Below are 20,475 nucleotides of genomic sequence, written 5' to 3'. Positions count from 1 at the left end.
CGTTGGTACTCCGCCCCGACGACCAAGGCCGGATGATGCGGGCTTTCCCAAATGACACCGTTCTGTAACGACAGAGTCGTGTGACGAGTGTGTCTCCACACAACACAGCCGCCGGGGGTGGGAGGGCCTGATGAGCCGCCGTCCGATCGTGTCAGACGCCGTGACATGGGAATTCAACGCCACGTACCTGGCCGAGAACGGCGAGCGGGTTCCGCTGCCGACAAGCCTGAGGTACGACCCGGCCGATCCGATCGCGATCACCATGAGTATGTGGGTGACCGATCAGAAAGCCGTCGTGTGGACTTTCGCGCGCCGGCTCTTCGTGGACGGCGCACGCCGCTGCGCGGGGCTCGGTGACGTCCGGGTCCGCCCGATCGTCCGCGACCGCCGCCGCGTGCTCCTCGTCGAGCTTTCCAGCCCTGGCGGGCACGCGATGATCGAGCTTCCCGCGGACCGGGTCAGTGACTTCGTCTGCCACACCTACGACCTCCTGCCCGCGTCGGCGGAGGACGCCGTGGTCGAGCGGGACCTGGAGCTGCGGGTGCTGCGGGGGCGCAGCCGCAGCTGACCGGCCGGTGGCACCCGGACGTCTGGACTGGTCGGCCTCCGGACGTCCGGTCGTGGGCCGGGACCGGGACCGGGACCGGGCCCGCGGCCGCGCCGCACCTGCGTCCGCGCCCGCGACCGGGCCGGCGGCCGCGACCGGCCCGCCGGCTACAGCGGGGCGGTCCAGCGGAGGTGGGTGCCGCCGCCGGGGGGCGTGGTGACGGAGCAGGTGCCGCCGACGATCTCCGCGCGGGTGCGCAGGTTGTCCAGGCCGCTGCGCCGGGTGGAGTCGCCGATGCCGACGCCGTCGTCGACCGCGTCGAGAGTGATGGTGTCGCCGAGCACGGCGAGCCGGAGCTCGGCGGTGGTGGCGCGGGCGTGGCGGGCGGTGTTGGTGAGAGCCTCGCGGGCGACGGCGATCAGGTGGTCGGTGAGCCGGTCGTCGACAAGCGAGTCGAGCGGGCCGCTCAGCGTGATCGCGGGAGTGAAGCCGAGCGCGGGCCGGATGTCGTCGGAGATCTTCTCCAGCGCCCCGCGCAGGCGGTTGCCGCGGCCGGGCTGGGTGCTGCGGAGCTCGAAGATGGTGCGGCGGATGTCCTTGATGGTGGCGTCGATGTTCTCGATGTAGGCGGTGATGCGGTCGGCGTTGGACGGGTTCTCGTACTGGGCGAGATCCTGCATGCCGAGCGCAACGGCGAACAGCCGCTGGATGACGTGGTCGTGCAGGTCCCGGGCGATGCGCCCGCGGTCGGCGAGGACGAGCAGGCGCTCCTGGTCGGCCTTGGTGTGGGCGAGCTCGAGCGCGATGGCGATGTGGCCGGCGAAGCTGGTGGCGAGTACGAGGTCGGTGTCGGTGAAGGCCCGGGCGCCATGGTCCCGGCCGACGAGCAGCGCTCCGTCACACTGGTCCGTCCCGGCGACCAGGGGGACGACCATCAGCGGGCCGGTGCGGTTCGTGCGCTCGTCCGGAAGGGCGTCGAGCTGGGCGTTGTCGACCCGCAGGGCCTGCCGCTCGGTGAGGACCCGTCCCGTCAGCGTGTGCTCAAGGGGGATGCGGCGCCCCGCCCGCCCGCCGCCGGCCGGTGCCGGGCCCGCGGCGGCGCGGTCGCGGTCGCGGTCGCGGTCGCGGTCGTGCGCATGGTTCTGATCCTGGTCCGTCACCGCGACGGCGACGCGGGCGTGCTGCCCGTCGCCGTCCCCGTCGTCGGCGCGCAGCGCCAGGGCGACGAAGGTCGCGTCGGCGACGTCGAGCACCCGGCGGGCCAGCATCCCGAGTGAGTCGGGCGCGCCGGCCATGAACAGCCGGGTGATCTCCGCGGAGGCCGTCATCCACAGGTGCCGCTGCTGCGACTCGTGGTAGAGCCGCGCGTTCTCGATGGCCACCCCGGCGTTGGCGGCCAGCGCCAGGGCGAGCTCCTCGTCCTCGGCGGTGAACGGGGCGTCATCATGCTTGTCGGTGAGGTAGAGGTTCCCGAAGACCTCTCCGCGCACCATGATCGGGACGCCGAGGAAGGTCCGCATCGGCGGGTGCCCGGGCGGGAAGCCGTACGCGCTCGGGTCGTCGGCGATGTCGTCGACGCGCCGTGGCCGCTGGTCGTCGATGAGCAGGCCGAGGATCCCCTGCCCGGTGGGCAGGTAGCGGATCCTGGCGACGTCGGCGTCGGTCATGCCGACGTGGACGAACTCCTCGAGCGTGCGGTCGGGCGCGATGACGCCCAGCGCCCCGTAGCGGGCGCCGAGCAGGTCGGTGGCAGCCTCGACGATGTGCCGGAGCAGGACGGGCAGCCGCAGGTCGGTGGCGATGATCCGGTTCGCCTGCAGCAGGCCGCGCAGCCGGCTCTGGGTGGCGAGGACGTCCCGGGCGCGGTCGACGAGCTGGGTCAGCAGGTCGTCGAGCTCCAGCCGGGCCACGGTGGGGAACATCAGCCCGTCGCCGCCCGGGCCGGGTGGCGGCGGGTGGGCGGCCGGCGGTTCACCGCGTGGCCCGCCGCGCCGCCCGGAGGATGTCGGTCGGCGTGGGTCCGTGTTCAAGCGTCTTCGCCTCCGGCCACGGGTCGGTGTGGAAGGTGTACTCGTGCCCGGTCAGCGCGGACAGGTCGAAGCCCGGACCGGCCTGCGCGACGGAACGGCCCGCCAGGACCGGTTCCGGGGGTGCGCAGCGCAGCTGGACGAGGTCGGTGGCGGTGGAGCGGGCGAGCGCGGCGGCGCGCTGGCGGTCGTGGCGGCGGGCCCAGGACGCGTCGATGACGACGGACTCGCCGCGTTCCACGGCGGTGCCGGCCCGCCGCAGCAGCTCGGAGTACACCGCGTCGTCCGCGGCGTCCCGCCGGCCGTCGTGCGTGTGGTCGTGCGTGCCGTCGGGGTCGGTGCGCGGCAGGTGGTTCAGCTCGCGGGCAACGGACTCGGCGCGCAGCACCGTCCAGCCCTCGGCCTCGGCCAGGTCGGCGGCGAGCGCGGAGCGCCCCGACTCGGGCGTGCCGCCGACGAGGACGAGCCGGACCCGGCCGCGGCGCAGGCTGGCCAGCGCGAGTGAGGCCAGCGCCCGGGCCTCCGCGGCGGCCGCCGCCGAGCCCTGCGCGTACTGGGTGCAGGCGATCCGGCACATCACGAACGCCCGGTAGGCGATGTAGAGGCTCTCCAGGGACAGCGGATGGGTGACGGCCGTGTAGGCCCGGTACTGGTCGAGCAGGAAGCGGCTGAGGTCGGCCCGGCCGAGCCGCTCGAGGTCCATCGCGAGGAAGGCGACGTCCGCGAGCACGTCGCCGACGCGCAGCCGCCGGTCGAACTCCAGGCAGTCGAGGATGCGCGGGCCGTCGTCGAGGCAGTAGATGTCGTCGGCGAGCAGATCGCCGTGGCCGTCGCGGATGCGGCCGTCGCGCTGCCGTTCGCGCAGGAGCGGCTCGCGGCCCTCGACGTAGCGCTCGGCGAGGTGGCGGACGGTGTCGATGGTGGTCGTGTCGAGCACCGGCCCGAGGTAGGGCTCGACGCTGCGCAGCACCTCGTCCCACAGGCTGCGCAGGGTGGCGGCCGACCCGGCCTCGGTGATCTCCGGCGAGGTCGAGCAGCGGGCGTGGAAGTCGGCGAGCAGCCGGGCGATCGCGCGCAGCGGGCCGGTGACGTCGTTGCCGGCCGTGACCAGGGCGGACAGCCGGCGGTCGGCGGGCAGGCGCCGCATCACGACCATGTGGTCGAACACGGTTCCGTCGGGGCCGGAGATGTCGGCGACGCCCAGGTAGACGTCCGGGGCCAGGCGGCGGTTGAGCTCGACCTCGGCCTGGCAGGCGGCGAGACGTGCGTCACGGGTGCGGAAGTCCAGGAACCCGAGATCGGCCGTCTTCTTTATCTTGTAGACCCGATCGCCGAGAAAGATGAGCACCGATGTCAGCGTCTCGGTGAGAGTGGCGGGCAGCCCCGGCACCGCGCCGAGACCCTGCCCGGCGCCCACGGGGACCGCGCTGCCGGTCGTCGCCACACGCATGGCATGAGACTGCCGGTCAACCCGTGGGGATCACAGCGTGCGTGAGTCGGGCCGCCGACGTCCGAAGGTCAGGCCGCCGCGGGCGGAAGGTCACCCGGCTCCGTGCCGGACGCGATCGGCGTGATCCGCCCGGCCCAGGCGCGACCGCGCAGGTGGCAGCGGCCGTCGGGCCACCGGCGGACGAACAGGGAGCCCGGAACGCCAGGTCGGCACGAAAGCGTTAGTTGACGCTTACGGGTCTTTCGTCCTGAAAGTACTATTTGTTCCGCCGGGGGCAATGATGGACGCCTATGCGGAGTGCGTCGCAGCCCCGGCCGGGGGAGGAACCGTGCGGGAGCGGGGCGGGCCGTCCGGGCCGAGCGTGTACTACCACCACCTGGACGCACTGCGCGGCGTGTTCATGTTGGTGGGAGTCTTCGTCCACGCGTCGACGCTCGGAGAGGACCCCGTCTTCGACGGAATCGGTTACGCCTCCAGCCTCTTCCGGATGGAGGGCTTCTTCGTCATCTCCGGATTCCTGGCCGCGATGGTGCTGGGAAAACACGGGGCGAGAGCAGGGGTGCGCCGCAGGCTCGCCTCGGTGGGCACACCGCTGGTGTTCACGCTTGTGCTGGTGAATCCGCCCACCCTGTGGCTGACGTACAACTTCCACAACGACCCGAACGTGTCGTTCCTTGACTTCGTGCTCGGGAACACGCTCCCCTCGCAGGGGGGTGACCTGAGCTGGTACCTGCACCTGTGGTTCCTTTTCGCGCTGATCGCTTACGCGTTGCTGAGCCCCGCCGCGGTGGCGGCACTGTCGCGACTGGTCGGCACGGGCGCGTACCGGCGCGTCACCGCCGGCCGGCTGCGGGCCATGGCCGCGATCACACTGTTCGTGGTGGGTACGACCGTGGTCATCCGCGGTGCCCACCGCATCGTGCTCGAACCGGTCATCGGCACCGGGACCCACGCCGTGCTCGTCGAGCACACGCTGGAGTTCCTGCCCTTCTACCTCCTCGGAGTGCTCCTCCACCAGGGCCGTGACCAGCTGGTCCCGTTCTTCCAGCGGCCGGCGCCGGTTTTCCTCGCGGTCACCGGTCTCGCCCTTCTCGCCTCGAAGCAGGAATGGGTCCCCGGGCTTTCGGCGGGAACCGGCCTGGTGCTGACCGAGACCCTGTTCTCGATCCCGCTCATCGCGACGCTCTTCGCGCTCGCCGCGCGGCTCGTCCCCGGGCCCGTACCGGCCGTCCGCTATCTCGCGGACGCCTCCTACACGGTCTATCTCCTCCACTTCTTCTGGATCTACGTCTTCGCGACGGTCCTCTCCTTCGACCCGGGCCTGCGCGCCCCGCAGATGCTCCTCGCCACGGCGCTGACGTTCGGCGTGACGCTGGCGACGCACCATTTCGCCATCCGCCGGTCCCCTCTCCTCCGGAAGATCTTCAACGGGAAGTTCGGCTCCGCCGGACGGCCCACCGCGATTCCAGCGGTCCCAGCGATTCCCGTGACACCTGCGAGCCTTGCCGTGGACGGGGAGCGGACCCTGCCCCTTCGCCGGAGCCGCCTGGAGGCCGGCACCGGCTGCTGACCCTCCGCCGCCACGCATCGCCGGGCCGCGGGACCTGGCTTGCATGACAACTCGTTTCAGTCCGCTCGAACTGCGAATGCGATCATGGTGGTGTGAGCCCTCTCTACCCCCCGATCGAGCCGTATGCGCACGGCCTGCTGTCTGTCGGCGGCGGCGAGGGCGTTGATCCGAACCAGATCTACTGGGAGACCTGCGGGAACCCGTCGGGCCGGCCGGTCCTCGTCGTCCACGGGGGACCGGGCTCCGGGTGCTCCGCGGGCTCGCGCCGTTACTTCGACCCGGCCCGGTACCGGATCATCCTGTTCGACCAGCGCGGCTGCGGGCGCAGCACGCCGCACGCGGCGGACCCGGCGACCGACCTGCGGCACAACACCACCGACCACCTGATCTCCGACATGGAACTGCTCCGGCGGCACCTCGGCGTCGACCGGTGGTCGCTTTACGGGGCCTCCTGGGGGTCGACGCTGATCCTCGCCTACGCCGAGCGGCACCCCGAGCGGGTGTCCGGGATCGTCATCGCGGGCGTGACCACCACGCGGCGGGCGGAGATCGACTGGCTGTACGGCGGCGTGGCGCGGTTTCTGCCGCAGGAGTGGGAGCGGTTCCGCGCCGCGATGGCTCCGTCCAGGGCCGCGCACCCTGGTTCGGCGCAGCTCGATCCGGCGCTCGCCGTGACGCGCGGGCGCGACCTGGCGGCCGCGTGCGCCCGGCTGATGGAACACCCGGATCCCGAGGCCAGGGCTTTCACCGCGCGCGAGTGGTGCGCCTGGGAGGACGCGGTGATCTCGCTGGAGCCGAACGGGCGGAGGAACGTCTACAGCGACCGGGCGCCCGCGGCCCGGCTCGCCCTCGTACGCATCTGCGCGCACTACTTCGCGCACGGCGCCTGGCTGGAGGAGGGAATCCTGCTGCGCGAGGCGGGACGGCTGGCCGGCATCCCGGGCGTGCTCATCCACGGTCGCCAGGATCTGGGCAGCCCCTTCGCGACCGCCTGGGAACTCGCGCGTGCCTGGCCGGGAGCCCGTCTCATCCCCGTGACGGATTCGGGCCACACCGGCAGCGAGTCGCTGGGCAAGGAGATCATCCGGGCACTGGATGACTTCGCGGACGGGGATGCCCGCGGCCACCTTCCGTCGTAGCAACCGCTCATCCCAGAGTGACGGCTCCGACGAGAACCGTCGGCCCCAAGGACGACGGGTTCCGCAGGATTCGGATTGTGTGCTGCCCAAGAGGCAGATCTCCGAATTTCCAGGCCTGCGGAGAGACCCAGAGAATGCGGCACGGCCGCGATCGATCCGGCCTGCGGTGACCCTCCGCGATTCCGGCAGCTATGCAGGCGAAGGCAACCGGCTTGGTACGGCTGCGACGGACCGGTCGCGGGTCGGAAAGCATCGCGTCAAAGGGCGGAGAGAAGGGAATGTTGCAACGCGGAGCAGCGGAGGAGGACGCGATGGGCAGGGAGATCGTGGGGCCTTTCGGAGCGCCTGACCGGAGGGCTCTAGGATGACGCGTCGTGGGGGAGATCTGCAGCATTTATGGGGATAGTGCAGGGGTCCTCGGACCGATCCGCGACCGGACCCGGTGGTGATGATGTACGACCGGGCCAAGCTTGCCGCGGCGCTGCCGGGCTACACCCTCGGTGACCTGCTGGGCGCGGGCGCCTCCGGTTTCGTCCTGGCGGGCTGGCATCGAGGGTTGCAGCGCGATGTCGCCGTCAAGGTGGTGATGCGGGCGCCGGGCAGGCGCAGCTTCGCGGACGAGGCGCGGATCCTCGCCGGCCTCGACCATCCCCATGTCGTCCGGGTCTACGACTATGTCGAGGCGGGCGAGCTCAGCCTGCTCGTCATGGAGATGCTCAGCGGCGGCACGCTCACCCGGCGCCGGGCCGGCATGACGCCGCTGACCGCCTGCGCGGTCGGCCTTGCCGTCGCGCAGGCGCTGCGCTGCGTGCACGACCACGACGTGCTGCACCGCGACATCAAGCCGGACAACATCCTCTTCGACACGGCCGGCCGGTTGAAGGTGGCGGACTTCGGCATCGCGAAGGTCGTCGCCGGGTCCGGTCCGGCGGCGAGCACGGTCGTCGGGACCCCGCTCTACATGGCCCCCGAGCAGTTCGCGGGTGGCCAGCTGCAGCGCGCGACAGACATCTACGCCCTTGGCGTGGTGCTCTTCGAGCTGTTGACGGGTGTGGCCCCCGCCGACTCCGCGTCCATTCCGTGCCAGGGCTCGGACGGCCCGTCCCAGGTCGGCCTGTCACTGGGATCGGGGATCCCCGATCCAGTCGCGACGGTGGTGGCGGGCGCACTGGCCCGCGACCCGGGGGACCGTCCCTCGTCGGCGTACGCCTTCGCCTTCGACCTCTCCCGAGCCGCCACCGAGGCGTTCGGACCGAACTGGATCCCACGGTCGGGCGTGCCCGTGCACGTCGACCACGACCTGATGGCCGCCACCGGCATGGCACCGTCCAGGACGCGGCACGCGGGCGGGATTCACGTGACGCCGCTGCCGGTGGAACCCGGGACACCGCCCCAGCCGCCGGGGAAGGTGCCGGAGGGGAAACGAGCGGATCCCGCACCCGACGACCGTGCGCCCGGGAAGGCGCCGGCGGACGGGAACACCCCGAGCGGGGCGGGCCGCGACCCGGCCGAACCGGAAGCCGGCTCGCGCGGGCGAGCCCGGCGTGGCGCACGCCGTTCGCCTGGCCGGCGGCTCATCGTGACGGCCGCCGTCCTGGTGGTTCTGCTCGGAGCGGTCGGCACCGGGCTCGCCGTCGTCCTGGGCCGCCCGGACGGTGCCCGGCTGCTCGGCCACCCGCTGAGCGGGCACACGGACTGGGCGCTGTCGGCGGTGTTCTCCCCGGATGGGCAGATCATGGCCAGCAGTGACAAGAAGGGCGAGGTGTGGCTCTGGGACCTGCGGGACCGAGCCGCTCCTGAGCGTCTCGGCCGCCCGCTCCCCGGACCGGAGGACGGGGTCACCTCGCTGGCGTTCTCCCCGGACGGCCGGACTCTGGCCGGCAGCGACTGGAACGGGACCGTCTGGCTGTGGGACGTGACCGGCCACGATCCGAAATCCGCGCCCGGCACGCCGCTGACCGGTCATGTCGGGAACGCGTGGTCGGTCGCGTTCTCGCCGGACGGGAAGACGCTCGCCAGCGGGGGCGAGGACAGCACGGTGCGCCTGTGGGACGTGGCCGACCGCACGGCGCCGAAGCCGCTCGGGTCGCTCACCGGCCACCGCGGCTACGTCTCATCCGTGGTGTTCTCCCGGGACGGGCTCGTCCTGGCCGCCGCCGGAGACGACAGCACCGTCGTGCTCTGGCAGCTGGACGGCCGCGCCGCCCCGCGCAGGTTGGAGCGGGGGCTGGTCGGGCCCAGCAGGACGGCCGCGGCGGCCTTCTCCCCGCGCGGCCGGGTGCTCGCCCTGGGTGGTGCCGACGGCGTGATCCGTCTGTGGGATCTCGCGATCCCCAGCGACCCGCGCCCCGTCGGCAGGGACCTGGCGGGGCACAAGAGCCGCGTGTGGTCCCTGTCGTTCGCACCCGATGGCCACACGCTGGCCAGCGGCAGCCACGACAACACCGTCCGGCTGTGGGACGTCGCCGACCTCTCCGACGTCCGGTCCCGGGGCGGGCCACTCACCGGGCACGCCGACTGGGTCCTGTCCGTGCGGTTCTCCCCGGACAGCGCCGTGCTGGCCAGCGCGAGCACGGACGCCACCGTGCGGCTGTGGTCGATACCCTGACCGGCCCCGTGCTCGGCTCCCGTCGCACGTTGCTTTATCAACTGTCTCCGGCGGACACGCAAACCATTCGCCGGTACCGACGGCCCGTTCGGAAACCAGCGCCCTTCAGAACGGGGGTCGTCCGATGCCCTTGGCGGGAGTGCCCTTCGGTGAAGAACGCACATTGAGCACGCAGCCGCCGGAGGGGACGACCGCTCCGGCCGACCTCAGCTGTTCGTTCCGCGGCACTCTGGTGGACGTCCTCGACGCGGCGCCCGGCTTTGCCGGGACGTCCGCGCGGCGCCTGCTGCGGGACAGGATCGCTCGGCGCCTTGGTCCGGGCCGCCGGCTGCACCTCGTCGAGTACGACATGACGCGCCTGTGGTTCATCGCGCTTGTGGACGAGCTCGCAGAGGAGCCGGGCGGGCTCGCCGCGCTGTCCCGTGCTGTCAGCGACCTCCAGCCCGGTTCCCGGCTGGCGGCGGAGGTCGCCCGTATCGTCGCGGCCGGTGCGGCCGGCGGAGCACGGCGGACGATCGGGCCGGGGCAGCCAGAGCCGGGACATCTCCGCCGGGCGCACAGGTCGGCGGGTGCGGCCCGGCCTCGCCCGAGGCGCCGCCGCCGCCACCGCCACCGCCTGCCACTGCGCCGCCACCGCCGGCCGCGACCGTCTCCGCGGATTGCGGTCCGCCAGGCCGTGTCTCGTCGGACCTCGGGGTTACCGTCCCCCCATGGTGGTGTCCAGGCACGGTGAGCCGGTCGAGCTGGTGGTCGGTGACCAGTCGGTGCGGGTGACGAATCCCGACCGGGTGTACTTCCCCGAGGCCGGCGTCACCAAGATCGAACTTGTCCGCTACTACATTGCGGTCGCCGACGGGCTTGTCCGGGCCCTGCACCTGCGGCCGACGACGCTGGAGCGGTGGCCCGGCGGCGTGGTCGAGGGCGCCCAGCTCACCCAGCGCGACGGGGCACCGGGCGACGCGTTCTACCAGAAGCGCGTCCCGAAGAACGCGCCGTCCTATGTGGAAACGGCGCGGATCACGTTCCCCAGCGGGCGCACGGCCGACGAGATCTGCGTGACCGAACCGGCTGTCGTGGCCTGGGCGGCGAACCTGGGCACCATCACGTTCCACCCGTGGCCGGTGCGGCGCGGCGACGTCGACCATCCCGACGAGCTGCGCATCGACCTGGACCCGCAGCCGGGCACCGACTTCGCCGACGCGGTGACCGTCGCCACCGAGACCCACGCGCTGCTCGACGAACTGGGCTGGGTGGGCTGGCCCAAGACGAGCGGTGGCCGTGGCGTGCACGTGTACGTCCGGCTCCAGCCACGGTGGACGTTCACCGAGGTGCGCCAGGCGGCCATCGCGCTCGCCCGGGAGCTGGAGCGACGCCGACCCGACCTGGTGACCACCGCCTGGTGGAAGGAGCAGCGCGGCGAGAAGGTGTTCGTCGACTTCAATCAAAATGCCCGCGACCGCACGATCGCCTCGGCCTACTCGGCGCGGGCGCGTGCCTGGGCACCGGTCTCCACCCCGCTCGGCTGGGACGAGCTCGCCGACGCCGAGCCGCGTGACTTCACCGTCCGCACGGTGCCCGAGCGCTTCGCGCGCCTCGGTGACCTCTGGGCGGGCATCGACGAGACGGCGCACGATCTCACGCCGCTGCTCGAGCGGTGGGAGCGCGACCTGCGCGAGCACGGCCTCGAGGACATGCCCTATCCGCCCGACCACCCGAAGATGGCGGGTGAGCCGCGGCGCGTGCAGCCGAGCCGCGCGAAGAAACCCCGCTGACGGCCGGTGGCCCGTAACGATTGACGGCCGGAGACGGAGCGACAGTTTCGGTTACGGCCGACAGCCCGTAACCGCCGCCGTCGCACCGCTCGCGTACGCTGATCCACATACCCGAGGTCCCGTTCCGGTTGCCGTCGGTCAGGGGGGAGTCGGCGCGGTGTGGATTGTTCTGCTAGACCATTCGGCGTCCATGACCGAGCCGTTCGCCGTCGATTCCGCCCGGCCACTGTTCGGCCGCCGCGGAAGTGCGCGGCGCGGCGCCGGCCCACGGACTTTCCCGCACCTCGCCGGACGTCGCCACGGGCGCTCTCCAGCCGGCTCAGCTACCCCCGATCAGGGCCCTGACCAGGCTGTTCCCGAAAATTCAGTTTCCGGTAAGCATGGTGGCGAGCGACCAGGCTCCGATCAGCACGGAGTGGTCGGCCGGCGCAAGCTCGATGTCGCGGTGGAGAGCGTCGCGAACACGCTGGCCACCCTGCCGCCGGACATGCCGACCGTCCTGGTCGGATTCGTCGACTCCGCCGACGTGGTCTACCAGGGTTTGGCCGGCGAGCGGGCAGCCTTCGAGCGCACGCTGCGCACTGCGGCCCCGACCGGTGCCACCGATCTCGCCGCCGCGCTGGAACGGGCCCGGCTACACGTCGCCGAGCTGACCGAGAAGCCGCTGTTCGTCCGCCTGCTGCTGGTCACCGACGACCTCACGGCACCAGGGGACCTGCTCCAGGCCGCCTACGACTGCGCGCGTGCCCGCATCACGGTCGACGTCGTCGTGCTCGACCCATCGCGGAGGGTGAGCGAGATGGCCGGTGCGATCGTCGGTGTCACCGGAGGCGCCTGGGAGGCCGCGATGGGCGAGGGCGGCCTGGCGAGCGCCGTCGCCGCCGCCGGCCGGCGCGCCGCGTGGCAGCTCCGGCAGGCCGAGGCGGAGTCCGGCCGGCCGGCCACCCGGCGCCGGAACACCTTCGGCCGCCCACGACCAGTCGCGCCCACCGCGCCCGCGGAGCCGGTAGTGACGGCGGAGCCCACCGTGGCGGCGGAGTCGGTCGTGCCCGCCGATCCGGCGGCGGCGGAGCCCGGTGCGCGGCCCGCCTCCACCGCGGCCTCCGGTACGGCAGCGGCTGGCGCCGCGGCGGCCGGAACCGCTGCGGCCGAGCCGACGGCGCCCGTCCCGGTGGCGCCGGGCGAGCCGGTTCCGCCGGTCGTTCCGGCCGAGCCGTCGGCGGTGCGGTTCACCGCGCGTCATCCCGCGGCCGCCTCCGCGCTCGGGTGGCGGCCGGTCACCGTCGGGGTGTCCGCGGCGCCCGGATCGATTCCGGCCGGGACCGAGCTCGAAATCACCCCCGCGGTTCCCCATCTGCGTTTCCGGCCACCGCGGATTCCCGTCGTATGGGGGCCGGAGCCGGAGACGGCCTCGTTCGAGGTCATCCACGCGCCGGGCGACGGCGGCGATGAGCGCTGTCACGGGCATGTCCAGATCAGCCTCGACGGCCTTCCCGTCGCGCGGATTCCGCTGGATCTCGCCGTCTCCACCGCCGCGGACCCGTCGACAACGCCGGTGACGGTGACAGGCTCGGCGCCGATGTTCCGCGAGATCTACGGTTCCTACGCGTGGGCCGACATCGACATCGCCCGCCGATTCCGGGAGATCTACCGGGCGCTGGGCATCACCCTGTTCATGGACGTCCTCGACGTCGACGGGGCCCGGGAGTGGAAACCCGAACTCGAGGTGGCGATCGAGCGCGCCGACCTTTTCGCGCTCTTCTGGTCCCCGGCCTCCGCGGCGGCGGACTACGTGGAGAAGGAATGGCGCCGGGCGTTGGAGGTCGCCGCGAACCGCCGACCGGAGGGCGCGTTCGTCTTCCCGTTCCAGTGGTCCCGGCCGGTACCCGAGCCGCCGCTGCCGCTCGTGGATCTCCCGTTCCGGCAGGTCGATCGCTGGTCCACCGCGCTGGACCGCCTCGCGAACCTCGCCCGGGCGAGCGCAGGCACGGGCCCTGGCGCCGCGGGTGCCCGTGCCGGCGCCGCCGCGGACGCCGCTCCCGTCCCGCCGGGCCCGACCGCGTCCGGCGGTCCGCAGGGCCCGAGCGGCTCGGGCGGCCCGAGCGGCCCGAGCGGCCCGGGCCACGCGAGCGGTCCCGGCGGCGAGGCGGCCGATCGGCGCGACGCGGGCACGGTGCCGCGGTGGGTGGACGTCACCTTCCCGGTCTTCTCGCTCGTCCCGGCGCTGTCGGGCGGCAACGTCGAACGGATCGGGGAGTCGCTGCGCACGGTCGTGCCGTTCCTGGAGGATCTCACCGGCCTGCGCTACTACCCGCCGCCGACCTACGTCACAGACGACACGACGGTCACCAGCCTGCGCCGCAACTGCGAGCCGGACGCAAGGCACCTCGCGGACGAGAACACCGGTGACATCCTGCCCGGCGTGCTCGACGTCGAGGACGAGGCGGTGACCGGCCGCGTCCGCGAGCTTCTGCTGATCTTCCACTCCCACGTGTTGGACGTCGGGCCCGGCACCGACCTTGAGCACGTTCGGCGGGAGGCGGCGGGTGGCTTCGTCCGTAACGCCCGCCGCTACCTGGCGGGGCAGCCCACGGACCTCAGCGACGGCCCCGAGCCGCCCCTGATCTGGCGCCAGCGTTGCGCCGAGGACTTCCCCAGCTTCGCCGGTCTGTACTGCGAGCTGGTCACCCGCTACGTCGACCGGCACATCCGGGCGAGCTCGCGTAATCGCATCGACCCCGAGGTACGCGCCAGGCTGGTCGCCGAGCTGGGGCCGCGCGCCGCGGGGGCGATCGAGCGTTCGGTGGGCGGCGTGGTCGTCGACCCGCCGGTCGACCACGCATTCCGGGCCCGGCTCGTCGCCGCGCTGGAGGATCTCCGGCTGCTGGTCGACACCCGGGAGCGGGTCGTCTCCGACTACCTGCGCTCCGGCGCGCCCGCCTTCGGTGTCTTCCGGCATACCGGCGGGGCGGGGCGGTTCGGGCGCTCCGGCATGCTCGTGCCGACGTCCGCGCCGGCCGTGCTCATGGGGGCCGGTGCCTTCGGCCGGATCGCGGCCTCGCTGCGTGGCGACGCGGTCGTGGACGAGCCGACCTGGGACCGGGCCGCCGCGTTCTGCGAGATGGCGCTGGTGCACGAGCACGCCCACGCGGCGATCGCCACCGGCCTGGACGACCACGGTGCCCGGGCCGGTGCGGCCGGCACACCCGCGTGGACGGCGGCCTCCCGGCTGAACGAGGCCCTGGCAGCGTGGACGCAGCGGCACTTCTACCGCCGTGACCCGCGGATGTGGGACGAGTGCGCCCGCTACATCCGGTCGGGCTCGCTGCGGTCCTGGCCGTACCGCGGGGCCGACGTGCTGGAGGAGCGTTACGCGGCCGAGGGCGTCGAGGCCGTCCGCCGCTTCGTCCGGCTGCTGCGCGACTCGCCCGAGGCCGCGCAGGCCCAGTTCGACCTGCTGCTCGCCCGCTAGACGATCAAGTCCTATGTCTGACTGACCCGTCTCGCAGGGTTCCGCCTCAGCGCGCCTTGGTCACGATGCCATTGGCGCCCGTATAGGACAGAAACTGACCTATATCGCGGTTAGCGTCTTCAGCAAGTTGTGGTTCGCGCTCCAGGAGGCAGTCAGATGTCCGTCAAGCCGGTTCCCCAGGGCTACACCACCGTGACGCCGTGGATCATCTCTCGCGACACGGTGCAGCTCATCGCCTACATGAAGAGGGCCTTCGACGCGGAGGAGCTCGCTTGTCTCACCGGTGAGGACGGAAGCGTCGAGCATGCGGAGGTCCGAATCGGCGACTCGGTGGTGATGTTGTTCGACGCGCGGCCGGAGTGGCCGCCGACCCCCGGCTTCCTCCGCCTCTACGTCGAGGACGCCGACGCCGTGCACCGTCAGGCCGTTGCGGCTGGCGGCACCTCGGTCACCGAGGTCACCCATCTGTTCTTCGGTGACCGGGTCGGGCGGGTGCGTGATCCGCTGGGCAACCTGTACTGGATCCAGACCCGTGTGGAGGATCTGAGCCCGCAGGAGATGGAACACCCCCTCAGCGACCCGGAGTTCACCAAGGCGATGGAGTACGTCCAAAGCGCCGACTTCTTCCCCGGCCGGGCCTCTGACCTCGGCTGACAACGTGCCTATGCGTTGGCGAGGGCGTCGGCTTGGAGCACGGCCCCCAGCCATCGCGCCGCCCGCCGGCGGGCGGGACCGGAGTGTCCAGGAACGTGAAGAGGGTGACCAAGATCGTTGTGTGACGAACAACCTGGACACCCTGCTGACCGCACTGTATGTGAAGATCGACGACGAACTGGCGACAGGCCGATGGATGGGCAGGCCACCGCAGTTGACTGATGCGGAGCTGGTCACGCTCGCGGTCGCTCAGGCTCTGCTGGGCTTCGGTTCCGAGACGCGCTGGCTGCGCTACGCGAACTCGCACATGTCCTCGATGTTTCCGTATCTGCCGCAGCAGTCCGGGTACAACAAGCGCCTCAAGGCGGCGTTGCCGCTGGTCAAGAAGGCGATACGGATGCTGGCTGCGGACACGGACTTCTGGTTCGACAATCACTGGATCGTCGACTCCACGCCGGTGCCGTGCGGCATGTCGCGGCCGACGGTGAAGCGGTCGGACCTTGCCGGGTGGGCCGGATACGGATACTGCGCCTCCCACTCGCGGTTCTTCTGGGGCCTGCGCCTGTACCTGGTCTGTGCGCCGACCGGGATGCCGATCCTGTGGGCCCTGGCCAACCCGAAACTCGACGAGCGCGAGGTGCTCCAGGCCATGCTCGACATCGATGCCGGCCTCGTGGCCGACCGGCCGCGGCTGTTGCTCATCTCCGACAAGGGCTTCGCCTCCAAGGAGTTCGAGAACGACCTCGCCCTGCGCGGCATCACCCTGTTGCGCCCGTCGTTCAAGCGGGAGAGGAAGCGCAAGGGCGAGGGACTGCTCAAGTCGGTGCGGCAGCTGATCGAGTCGGTGAACGACACGATGAAGGGCCAGTTGGACCTGGAGCAGCACGGCGGCCGCACCTTCGAGGGCGTCGCCGTCCGCGTCGCCCAGCGCATCCTCGCAATGGCCGCCGCGATCTGGCGTAACCACAAGACCGGCGCGCCGATCATGCGGTCGCTGGTCGCATTCGATCACTGAAGACATCGGACTTGATCGTCTAGTGGCACATCTGCCAAGGCCGGTGCTTCGCAGCCGTTGAGCTGGTCGGCGAGACCCTTATAGATGGCAACCAAAAACACTATGACCGAAAGCGTGACAGTCGCGGCGTTTCGCGAAAATATTTTCACTACCGAATAACGCGACACGCAAAGGAGGACTCAATGCTTCTGGGTCTGGTTCAGTGCGCCATCGATTTCCTCGCCTGGTTCATTTAGGCGGCTCTTCCTGTTCGGCTGATCCGAAAGTCGCTTGCACGTACGGCCAGTCGTTCAGGCGGTGAGCAGTACCACTCGGCCTGTCGGCTGGAATCTTCCAGCCGACAGGCCGAGTGGTACACCGTCGAAGACCGGTCGGGCAAGGCGTCAGATGATCTTGCGGGTTGTTGCTGACGACGCCGACGCCCACGTACCACGCCGTGCTCAGCGAAGCTTGGGGCACACCCCCCAGGAGCCGCCGAACGACTCGCCCGGCTCGAGCACGCGCAGCCCGTTACCGCTGTTGAAGGCATTCGCCGGGCAGGTCATCGGCTCGACGGCGATGCTGCGCCGCCGCTCGCCGGGGGTAAAGGTGTCACCGGTGAACAGTTGGACGAAGGGCCAGGCGGCGTCCTGCCAGATCGTCAGGCTGCCGCCGGCCGCGGTGAGCGTAACGCGGGCCCGGCCGTCCGCCGCCCGCTCGAGACCGGTGAAGCAGGTGTCGAGGACCAGCCCGCCCAGCGGGCGGGGGTCGCGCAGGTCGAACGGCCCGCCGGTGACCTCCTCGGCGCCGACGGGAATGAGGCGCTCGTCGGTCAGCAGGCGGGTCGCCGCGGGCACCGTGACCGTCATGTCGTCGGCCGGTGCGGGTGATCCGTCCGCGCCGGCGAGGACGAAGTACGGGTGGGCGCCCATGCCTACCGGCGCCGCGGTGTCGCCCAGGTTCGTCGCGGTGAGTGAGACGGTCAGCCCGTCGCCGTCCAGCCGGTACAGGGCGGAGAAGGCGACGGTGAACGGGTACCCCGACTGGGCGCGCAGTACGACCTGGGCCCGCGCCGCGCCCGCGTCCAGGCGTTCGAGCTCCCAGCCGAGCCAGCGGGTCAGGCCGTGGCTGGCGTTGCCCAGCGCCACCTCGTTCACCGGGAGCTGGTGGCTCGTCCCGCGGAAGGTGTAGCGGCCGGCGGCGACCCGGTTCGGCCACGGCAGCAGGAGCTGCCCCCGGCCGCGGCCGGCCATCTCCCCGGGGCCGTAGCCGTCGAGCACCGTGACGGCGCCGACCCGGTAGTCGCGCAGGCCGCCGCCGACCTCGGTGACCACCGCGCGGCTCTCGCCGTGGACCAGCTCGAGCTGGCGCCCGGACGGCGCTGTCGTCTCCACCGCACTGCCTCCGTCCCCGTGGCTGCCCGCACGCCCGTGGCCTGGCGCCACGGGACCGGGTGGCCCGGCTCCATCATCGCGATGGCACCCGCCGGCGTCGCGCCGGGCGTCGGCGGTGCCGGGTGGGCCTTCTCACGGGCGAGCGACGCCACAGCATCACGCCGCCCAGCCACCGGCGAGGCGCATGGTTACGCGCCCGGGACGATCTCTCCCCCGCCACCGGCCGCCAGGATTACACTTTCGTCTTGTTTATCGGTGTTTCGGGCGGCGCCCGGTGTCTCGGTGGTCTGTGCGCCGGAAAAGATGAGTGTCCGGATTATTGTGGACGACCCCACTAACGGCGGATTGGTCGATTATCTGCCGTTCTAGGGTGTTCAAATGACCGACAGGCCCGAGAAGCTCGCCGGGTTCGTGGGACTTCTCGCGCGTTGCTGTGCCCGCTACCGATGGCTCGTCCTGGCGGCCTGGTTGGTCGCCCTCGTTCCCGCCGTCCACTACATCCGGGACGGGGGCGCCCGGTACACCCAGGAAGTCGCCCCCGCCGGTTCGGAATCCGCGAGGGCAATGGATGGTGTCGCGCGGGCCTCACCCGGCCGGCATCTCCCCGACGTCGAGACGATCGTCGTCCGGGCCCGCCGCGGCACAGTTGACGGCGGCCGCGCCCGCGACCGGATCACCGCCCTGGTCGCGGAGGTCGGCCGGCTGCCCGGCGTCACGTTCGTCGCCGACCCGGCGGGGCCGCTGGGCGCCGCCACCGCGGGAGTGGATCCGATCAGCGCCGACCGGCGCACCGCGCTGATCTCCGTCCTGATGGACGGCGGCGCGCTCGAGCCCGACCTCGACGACGTGCACCGGGTCATCGAGGCCTCCCGTGCCTACGACGGCCCGGAGTTGCAGGTCGAGGCGTCCGGGTCGGGGGCCACCATGATCGGGTCAGCGCAGCTCTCGTTGGCCCCGCTCGTCGTCGCCGCGTTCGCCGCGCTCGTCCTGCTCGGCGTCACGCTGCGGTCCCGACTGGGCATGCTGGTGTGCCTGCTGCCGGCGGCGGTCTGCACCCTGCTGGCGGTCGCCGTCACCGCGCGCCTGTCGCACACCACCCAGCTGCCGCCGTTCGCTCCCGTCACTGCCGCGGTCCTGGCGTTCGGGACGTGCCTGGGCAGCGCGGTGGTGGTCGTGCACCGGGCCCAGTCGGCCCTGCTGAGCGGGCAGAACCGGCTGCAGGCCGCCGCGTCGGCGACGACGTCCACGGGCGCGGCGGTGGCCGTCGGTGGCCTGGGCGTGAGCCTCGCCCTGCTCGCGGTCGCCGCGCTCGGGCTGAGCGGGTTCGGTGGCCTGGCACTCGCCGCGTCGGGGGCCGCCGCGCTGGCCGTCCTGGTCGTCCTCACCCTGCTGCCGGCGCTGGTCGCCGCCGGCGGGGTGCGGCTGCTCGGCTGGGCCGAACGGCACTACCTGGCGATGGCCGGTGCCGGCCTGGCGCGGCGGCCCGGTGTGCGCTCCTGGTGGGCCGCGCAGGTCGGCCGGTACCCGGCGCTGGTCGTCGTCGCGGCCGGGGTCCTGCTGATGTCGCTGGCCAACCAGACCGACGGGCTTCGCCTCGGCGGTGGCGACGCGGGCACCGACCCGACCTCGATGACCACCCGGCGCGCCTACGACCTGATCAGCGAGGGCTTCTTTCCCGGTCTGAACGGCCCGATCCTGGTGGCCGTCGACCGCGGTGACCCCAGGAGCGTGCCGGGCGGGGGACGGATCGTCCAGCCCGGGGAGGTCGCCGCGGTGCTGCGCGCGACCCCGGGCGTGCGCACCGCCGCGGTGTCACTGGACGACCCCCGCCTCGGGCCGGCCATCGTGCGCGTGCTGCCCGCCGCCGCTCCGCGCAGCCCGCAGGCCAGCGACCTGGTGCGACGGATGCGCGATGACGTGCTGCCCACGGCGCTGCGCGGCAGTGTCACCAACGCCGCCGTCGGCGGGCCCACCGCGATGTTCGACGACGCTGCGAGCAGCTTCCGCTCGACCCTGCCGCTGTTCCTGGCCGTCGTGCTGCTCACCATAGGCCTCGTGACGTTCGCGGTCGCCGGGTCGATACCGCTCGCCTCCGTGCTCGGCGCGGCCGCCGTGCTGAGCGTGCTGGCCTCCGCCGGCATGCTGCGCGTGTTCTTCCAGGACGAGGAGATCGCGCGCCGCCTCGGCGTCATGACCAGCCCCGCCGAGCCGTTCGTGCTCGTGCCGATCATGCTCGCGGTCTTCGGGCTGGCCCCGGGGATGAACCTGGTCCTGCTCACCCGGCTGCGTGCGGGCGGCGGCACCGATCCGGCCGGCTCCGGCACCGGCACCGGCCGTGGGGGAGCGCTGCGGGGCATCGGCCGGGCCTTCGCCCGGCGCCGGGACGGCGCCCGGCCCGACCCGATCCGCGACGGCCGGGACGCCGTCCGCCGGGGCCACGCCGACCTGGGGCATGTGGTGCTGACGATGAATTTCGTGATGCTGTTCGTGTTCCTCGCGATCGCGGCGCAGCCGTCCAGAACGCTGAAGATGCTCGGGTGCGGCCTGGCGATCGGGGTCGCCGTGGACGCCGTCGTGCTGCGCGCCGCCATCCTGCCCGCGTCGGTGCACCTGGGGCAGCGGTGGCAGGGTGATCGCGCGCTGCGCCGCAGACAGGGCGCCGCCGCCAGGGCCGCCGAGCCCGAGGCGGCGACCGTGGCCAAGGCGTCCGCCGCCCATCGGTACTGAAGATTAACGTGTGAAGTTATGTTGATCGGAGATCTTTCCAGGTCAGTCCGGTTTCGGTGAGGAACCCGATGAGTAGTCCCGGCCGGTACTGCATACGTTTCAGTCCGTGCTTGACGGCCTG

13 protein-coding genes are annotated in these 20,475 nt (G+C 72.1%); 10 read left to right on the top strand and 3 right to left on the bottom strand.

Annotated features, from left to right (window positions below; all coding sequences use genetic code 11):
- Positions 1–130 precede the first annotated feature (130 nt).
- Positions 131–568 carry an SsgA family sporulation/cell division regulator gene (locus tag FMEAI12_RS05325; protein WP_071065769.1) on the top strand — a complete coding sequence of 146 codons (438 nt, stop codon included), beginning with the start codon at positions 131–133 and terminating at the stop codon, positions 566–568.
- Positions 569–714: 146 nt separating this feature from the next.
- Here the strand turns inward: FMEAI12_RS05325 and FMEAI12_RS05320 are convergent, their stop codons facing one another.
- The gene (locus FMEAI12_RS05320) at positions 715–2,469 is read right to left on the bottom strand and encodes a GAF domain-containing protein (RefSeq protein WP_200835193.1); all 1,755 of its coding nucleotides are present in this window, start codon (positions 2,467–2,469) and stop codon (positions 715–717) included.
- Positions 2,470–2,518: 49 nt separating this feature from the next.
- Positions 2,519–4,024, bottom strand: a complete 1,506-nt coding sequence (locus FMEAI12_RS05315; protein WP_112105184.1) for an AAA family ATPase — start codon at positions 4,022–4,024, stop codon at positions 2,519–2,521.
- Positions 4,025–4,352: 328 nt separating this feature from the next.
- Here FMEAI12_RS05315 and mdoC point away from each other — a divergent pair, with 328 nt between their 5' ends.
- From mdoC to FMEAI12_RS05275, 8 genes are all read left to right on the top strand, one after another.
- Positions 4,353–5,594, top strand: a complete 1,242-nt coding sequence (mdoC, locus tag FMEAI12_RS05310; protein WP_235013721.1) for a glucans biosynthesis protein MdoC — start codon at positions 4,353–4,355, stop codon at positions 5,592–5,594.
- A gap of 92 nt (positions 5,595–5,686) precedes the next feature.
- Entirely contained in the window at positions 5,687–6,733 is a 1,047-nt protein-coding gene (pip, locus tag FMEAI12_RS05305; protein WP_071065767.1) for a prolyl aminopeptidase, read from the top strand.
- Positions 6,734–7,181: 448 nt separating this feature from the next.
- Entirely contained in the window at positions 7,182–9,341 is a 2,160-nt protein-coding gene (locus tag FMEAI12_RS05300; RefSeq protein WP_165938769.1) for a serine/threonine-protein kinase, read from the top strand.
- A gap of 163 nt (positions 9,342–9,504) precedes the next feature.
- Positions 9,505–10,074, top strand: a complete 570-nt coding sequence (locus FMEAI12_RS05295) for a hypothetical protein (RefSeq protein ID WP_112105182.1) — start codon at positions 9,505–9,507, stop codon at positions 10,072–10,074.
- Positions 10,052–11,113, top strand: coding sequence for a non-homologous end-joining DNA ligase (gene ligD, locus FMEAI12_RS05290; protein WP_112105181.1), 1,062 nt, complete (start codon positions 10,052–10,054; stop codon positions 11,111–11,113). Before FMEAI12_RS05295 ends, ligD begins: the two co-directional genes overlap by 23 nt.
- 415 nt (positions 11,114–11,528) lie before the next feature.
- Positions 11,529–14,585, top strand: a complete 3,057-nt coding sequence (locus tag FMEAI12_RS39455; RefSeq protein WP_160144236.1) for a TIR domain-containing protein — start codon at positions 11,529–11,531, stop codon at positions 14,583–14,585.
- A gap of 156 nt (positions 14,586–14,741) precedes the next feature.
- Positions 14,742–15,239, top strand: a complete 498-nt coding sequence (locus FMEAI12_RS05280) for a VOC family protein (RefSeq protein ID WP_112105179.1) — start codon at positions 14,742–14,744, stop codon at positions 15,237–15,239.
- A gap of 121 nt (positions 15,240–15,360) precedes the next feature.
- A complete protein-coding gene (locus FMEAI12_RS05275; RefSeq protein ID WP_112105178.1) occupies positions 15,361–16,254 on the top strand; it encodes an IS982 family transposase in 894 nt (297 codons plus the stop codon).
- 440 nt (positions 16,255–16,694) lie between these two features.
- Here FMEAI12_RS05275 and FMEAI12_RS05270 read toward each other — a convergent pair whose 3' ends face one another.
- Entirely contained in the window at positions 16,695–17,627 is a 933-nt protein-coding gene (locus FMEAI12_RS05270; RefSeq protein WP_112105177.1) for an aldose 1-epimerase family protein, read from the bottom strand.
- A 378-nt stretch (positions 17,628–18,005) separates the two neighbouring features.
- Here FMEAI12_RS05270 and FMEAI12_RS05265 point away from each other — a divergent pair, with 378 nt between their 5' ends.
- Entirely contained in the window at positions 18,006–20,354 is a 2,349-nt protein-coding gene (locus FMEAI12_RS05265; protein ID WP_112105176.1) for an MMPL family transporter, read from the top strand.
- The last annotated feature ends 121 nt before the right edge of the window (positions 20,355–20,475 follow it).

The sequence above is a fragment of the Parafrankia sp. Ea1.12 genome, assembly GCF_900465275.1.
GTDB classification, from domain to species: domain Bacteria; phylum Actinomycetota; class Actinomycetes; order Frankiales; family Frankiaceae; genus Parafrankia; species Parafrankia soli.
This window is presented reverse-complemented; position numbering and strand designations above follow the sequence as displayed.

Excerpts from the sequence above, each read along its gene's own strand:
- FMEAI12_RS05325 (WP_071065769.1), top strand. The coding sequence starts at position 131 with ATGAGCCGCCGTCCGATCGTGTCAGACGCCGTGACATGGGAATTCAAC.
- FMEAI12_RS05300 (WP_165938769.1), top strand. The coding sequence starts at position 7,182 with ATGATGTACGACCGGGCCAAGCTTGCCGCGGCGCTGCCGGGCTACACC.
- ligD (WP_112105181.1), top strand. The coding sequence starts at position 10,052 with ATGGTGGTGTCCAGGCACGGTGAGCCGGTCGAGCTGGTGGTCGGTGAC.
- FMEAI12_RS05265 (WP_112105176.1), top strand. The coding sequence starts at position 18,006 with ATGACCGACAGGCCCGAGAAGCTCGCCGGGTTCGTGGGACTTCTCGCG.
- FMEAI12_RS05280 (WP_112105179.1), top strand. The coding sequence starts at position 14,742 with ATGTCCGTCAAGCCGGTTCCCCAGGGCTACACCACCGTGACGCCGTGG.
- FMEAI12_RS05320 (WP_200835193.1), bottom strand. The coding sequence starts at position 2,469 with ATGTTCCCCACCGTGGCCCGGCTGGAGCTCGACGACCTGCTGACCCAG.
- FMEAI12_RS05315 (WP_112105184.1), bottom strand. The coding sequence starts at position 4,024 with ATGCGTGTGGCGACGACCGGCAGCGCGGTCCCCGTGGGCGCCGGGCAG.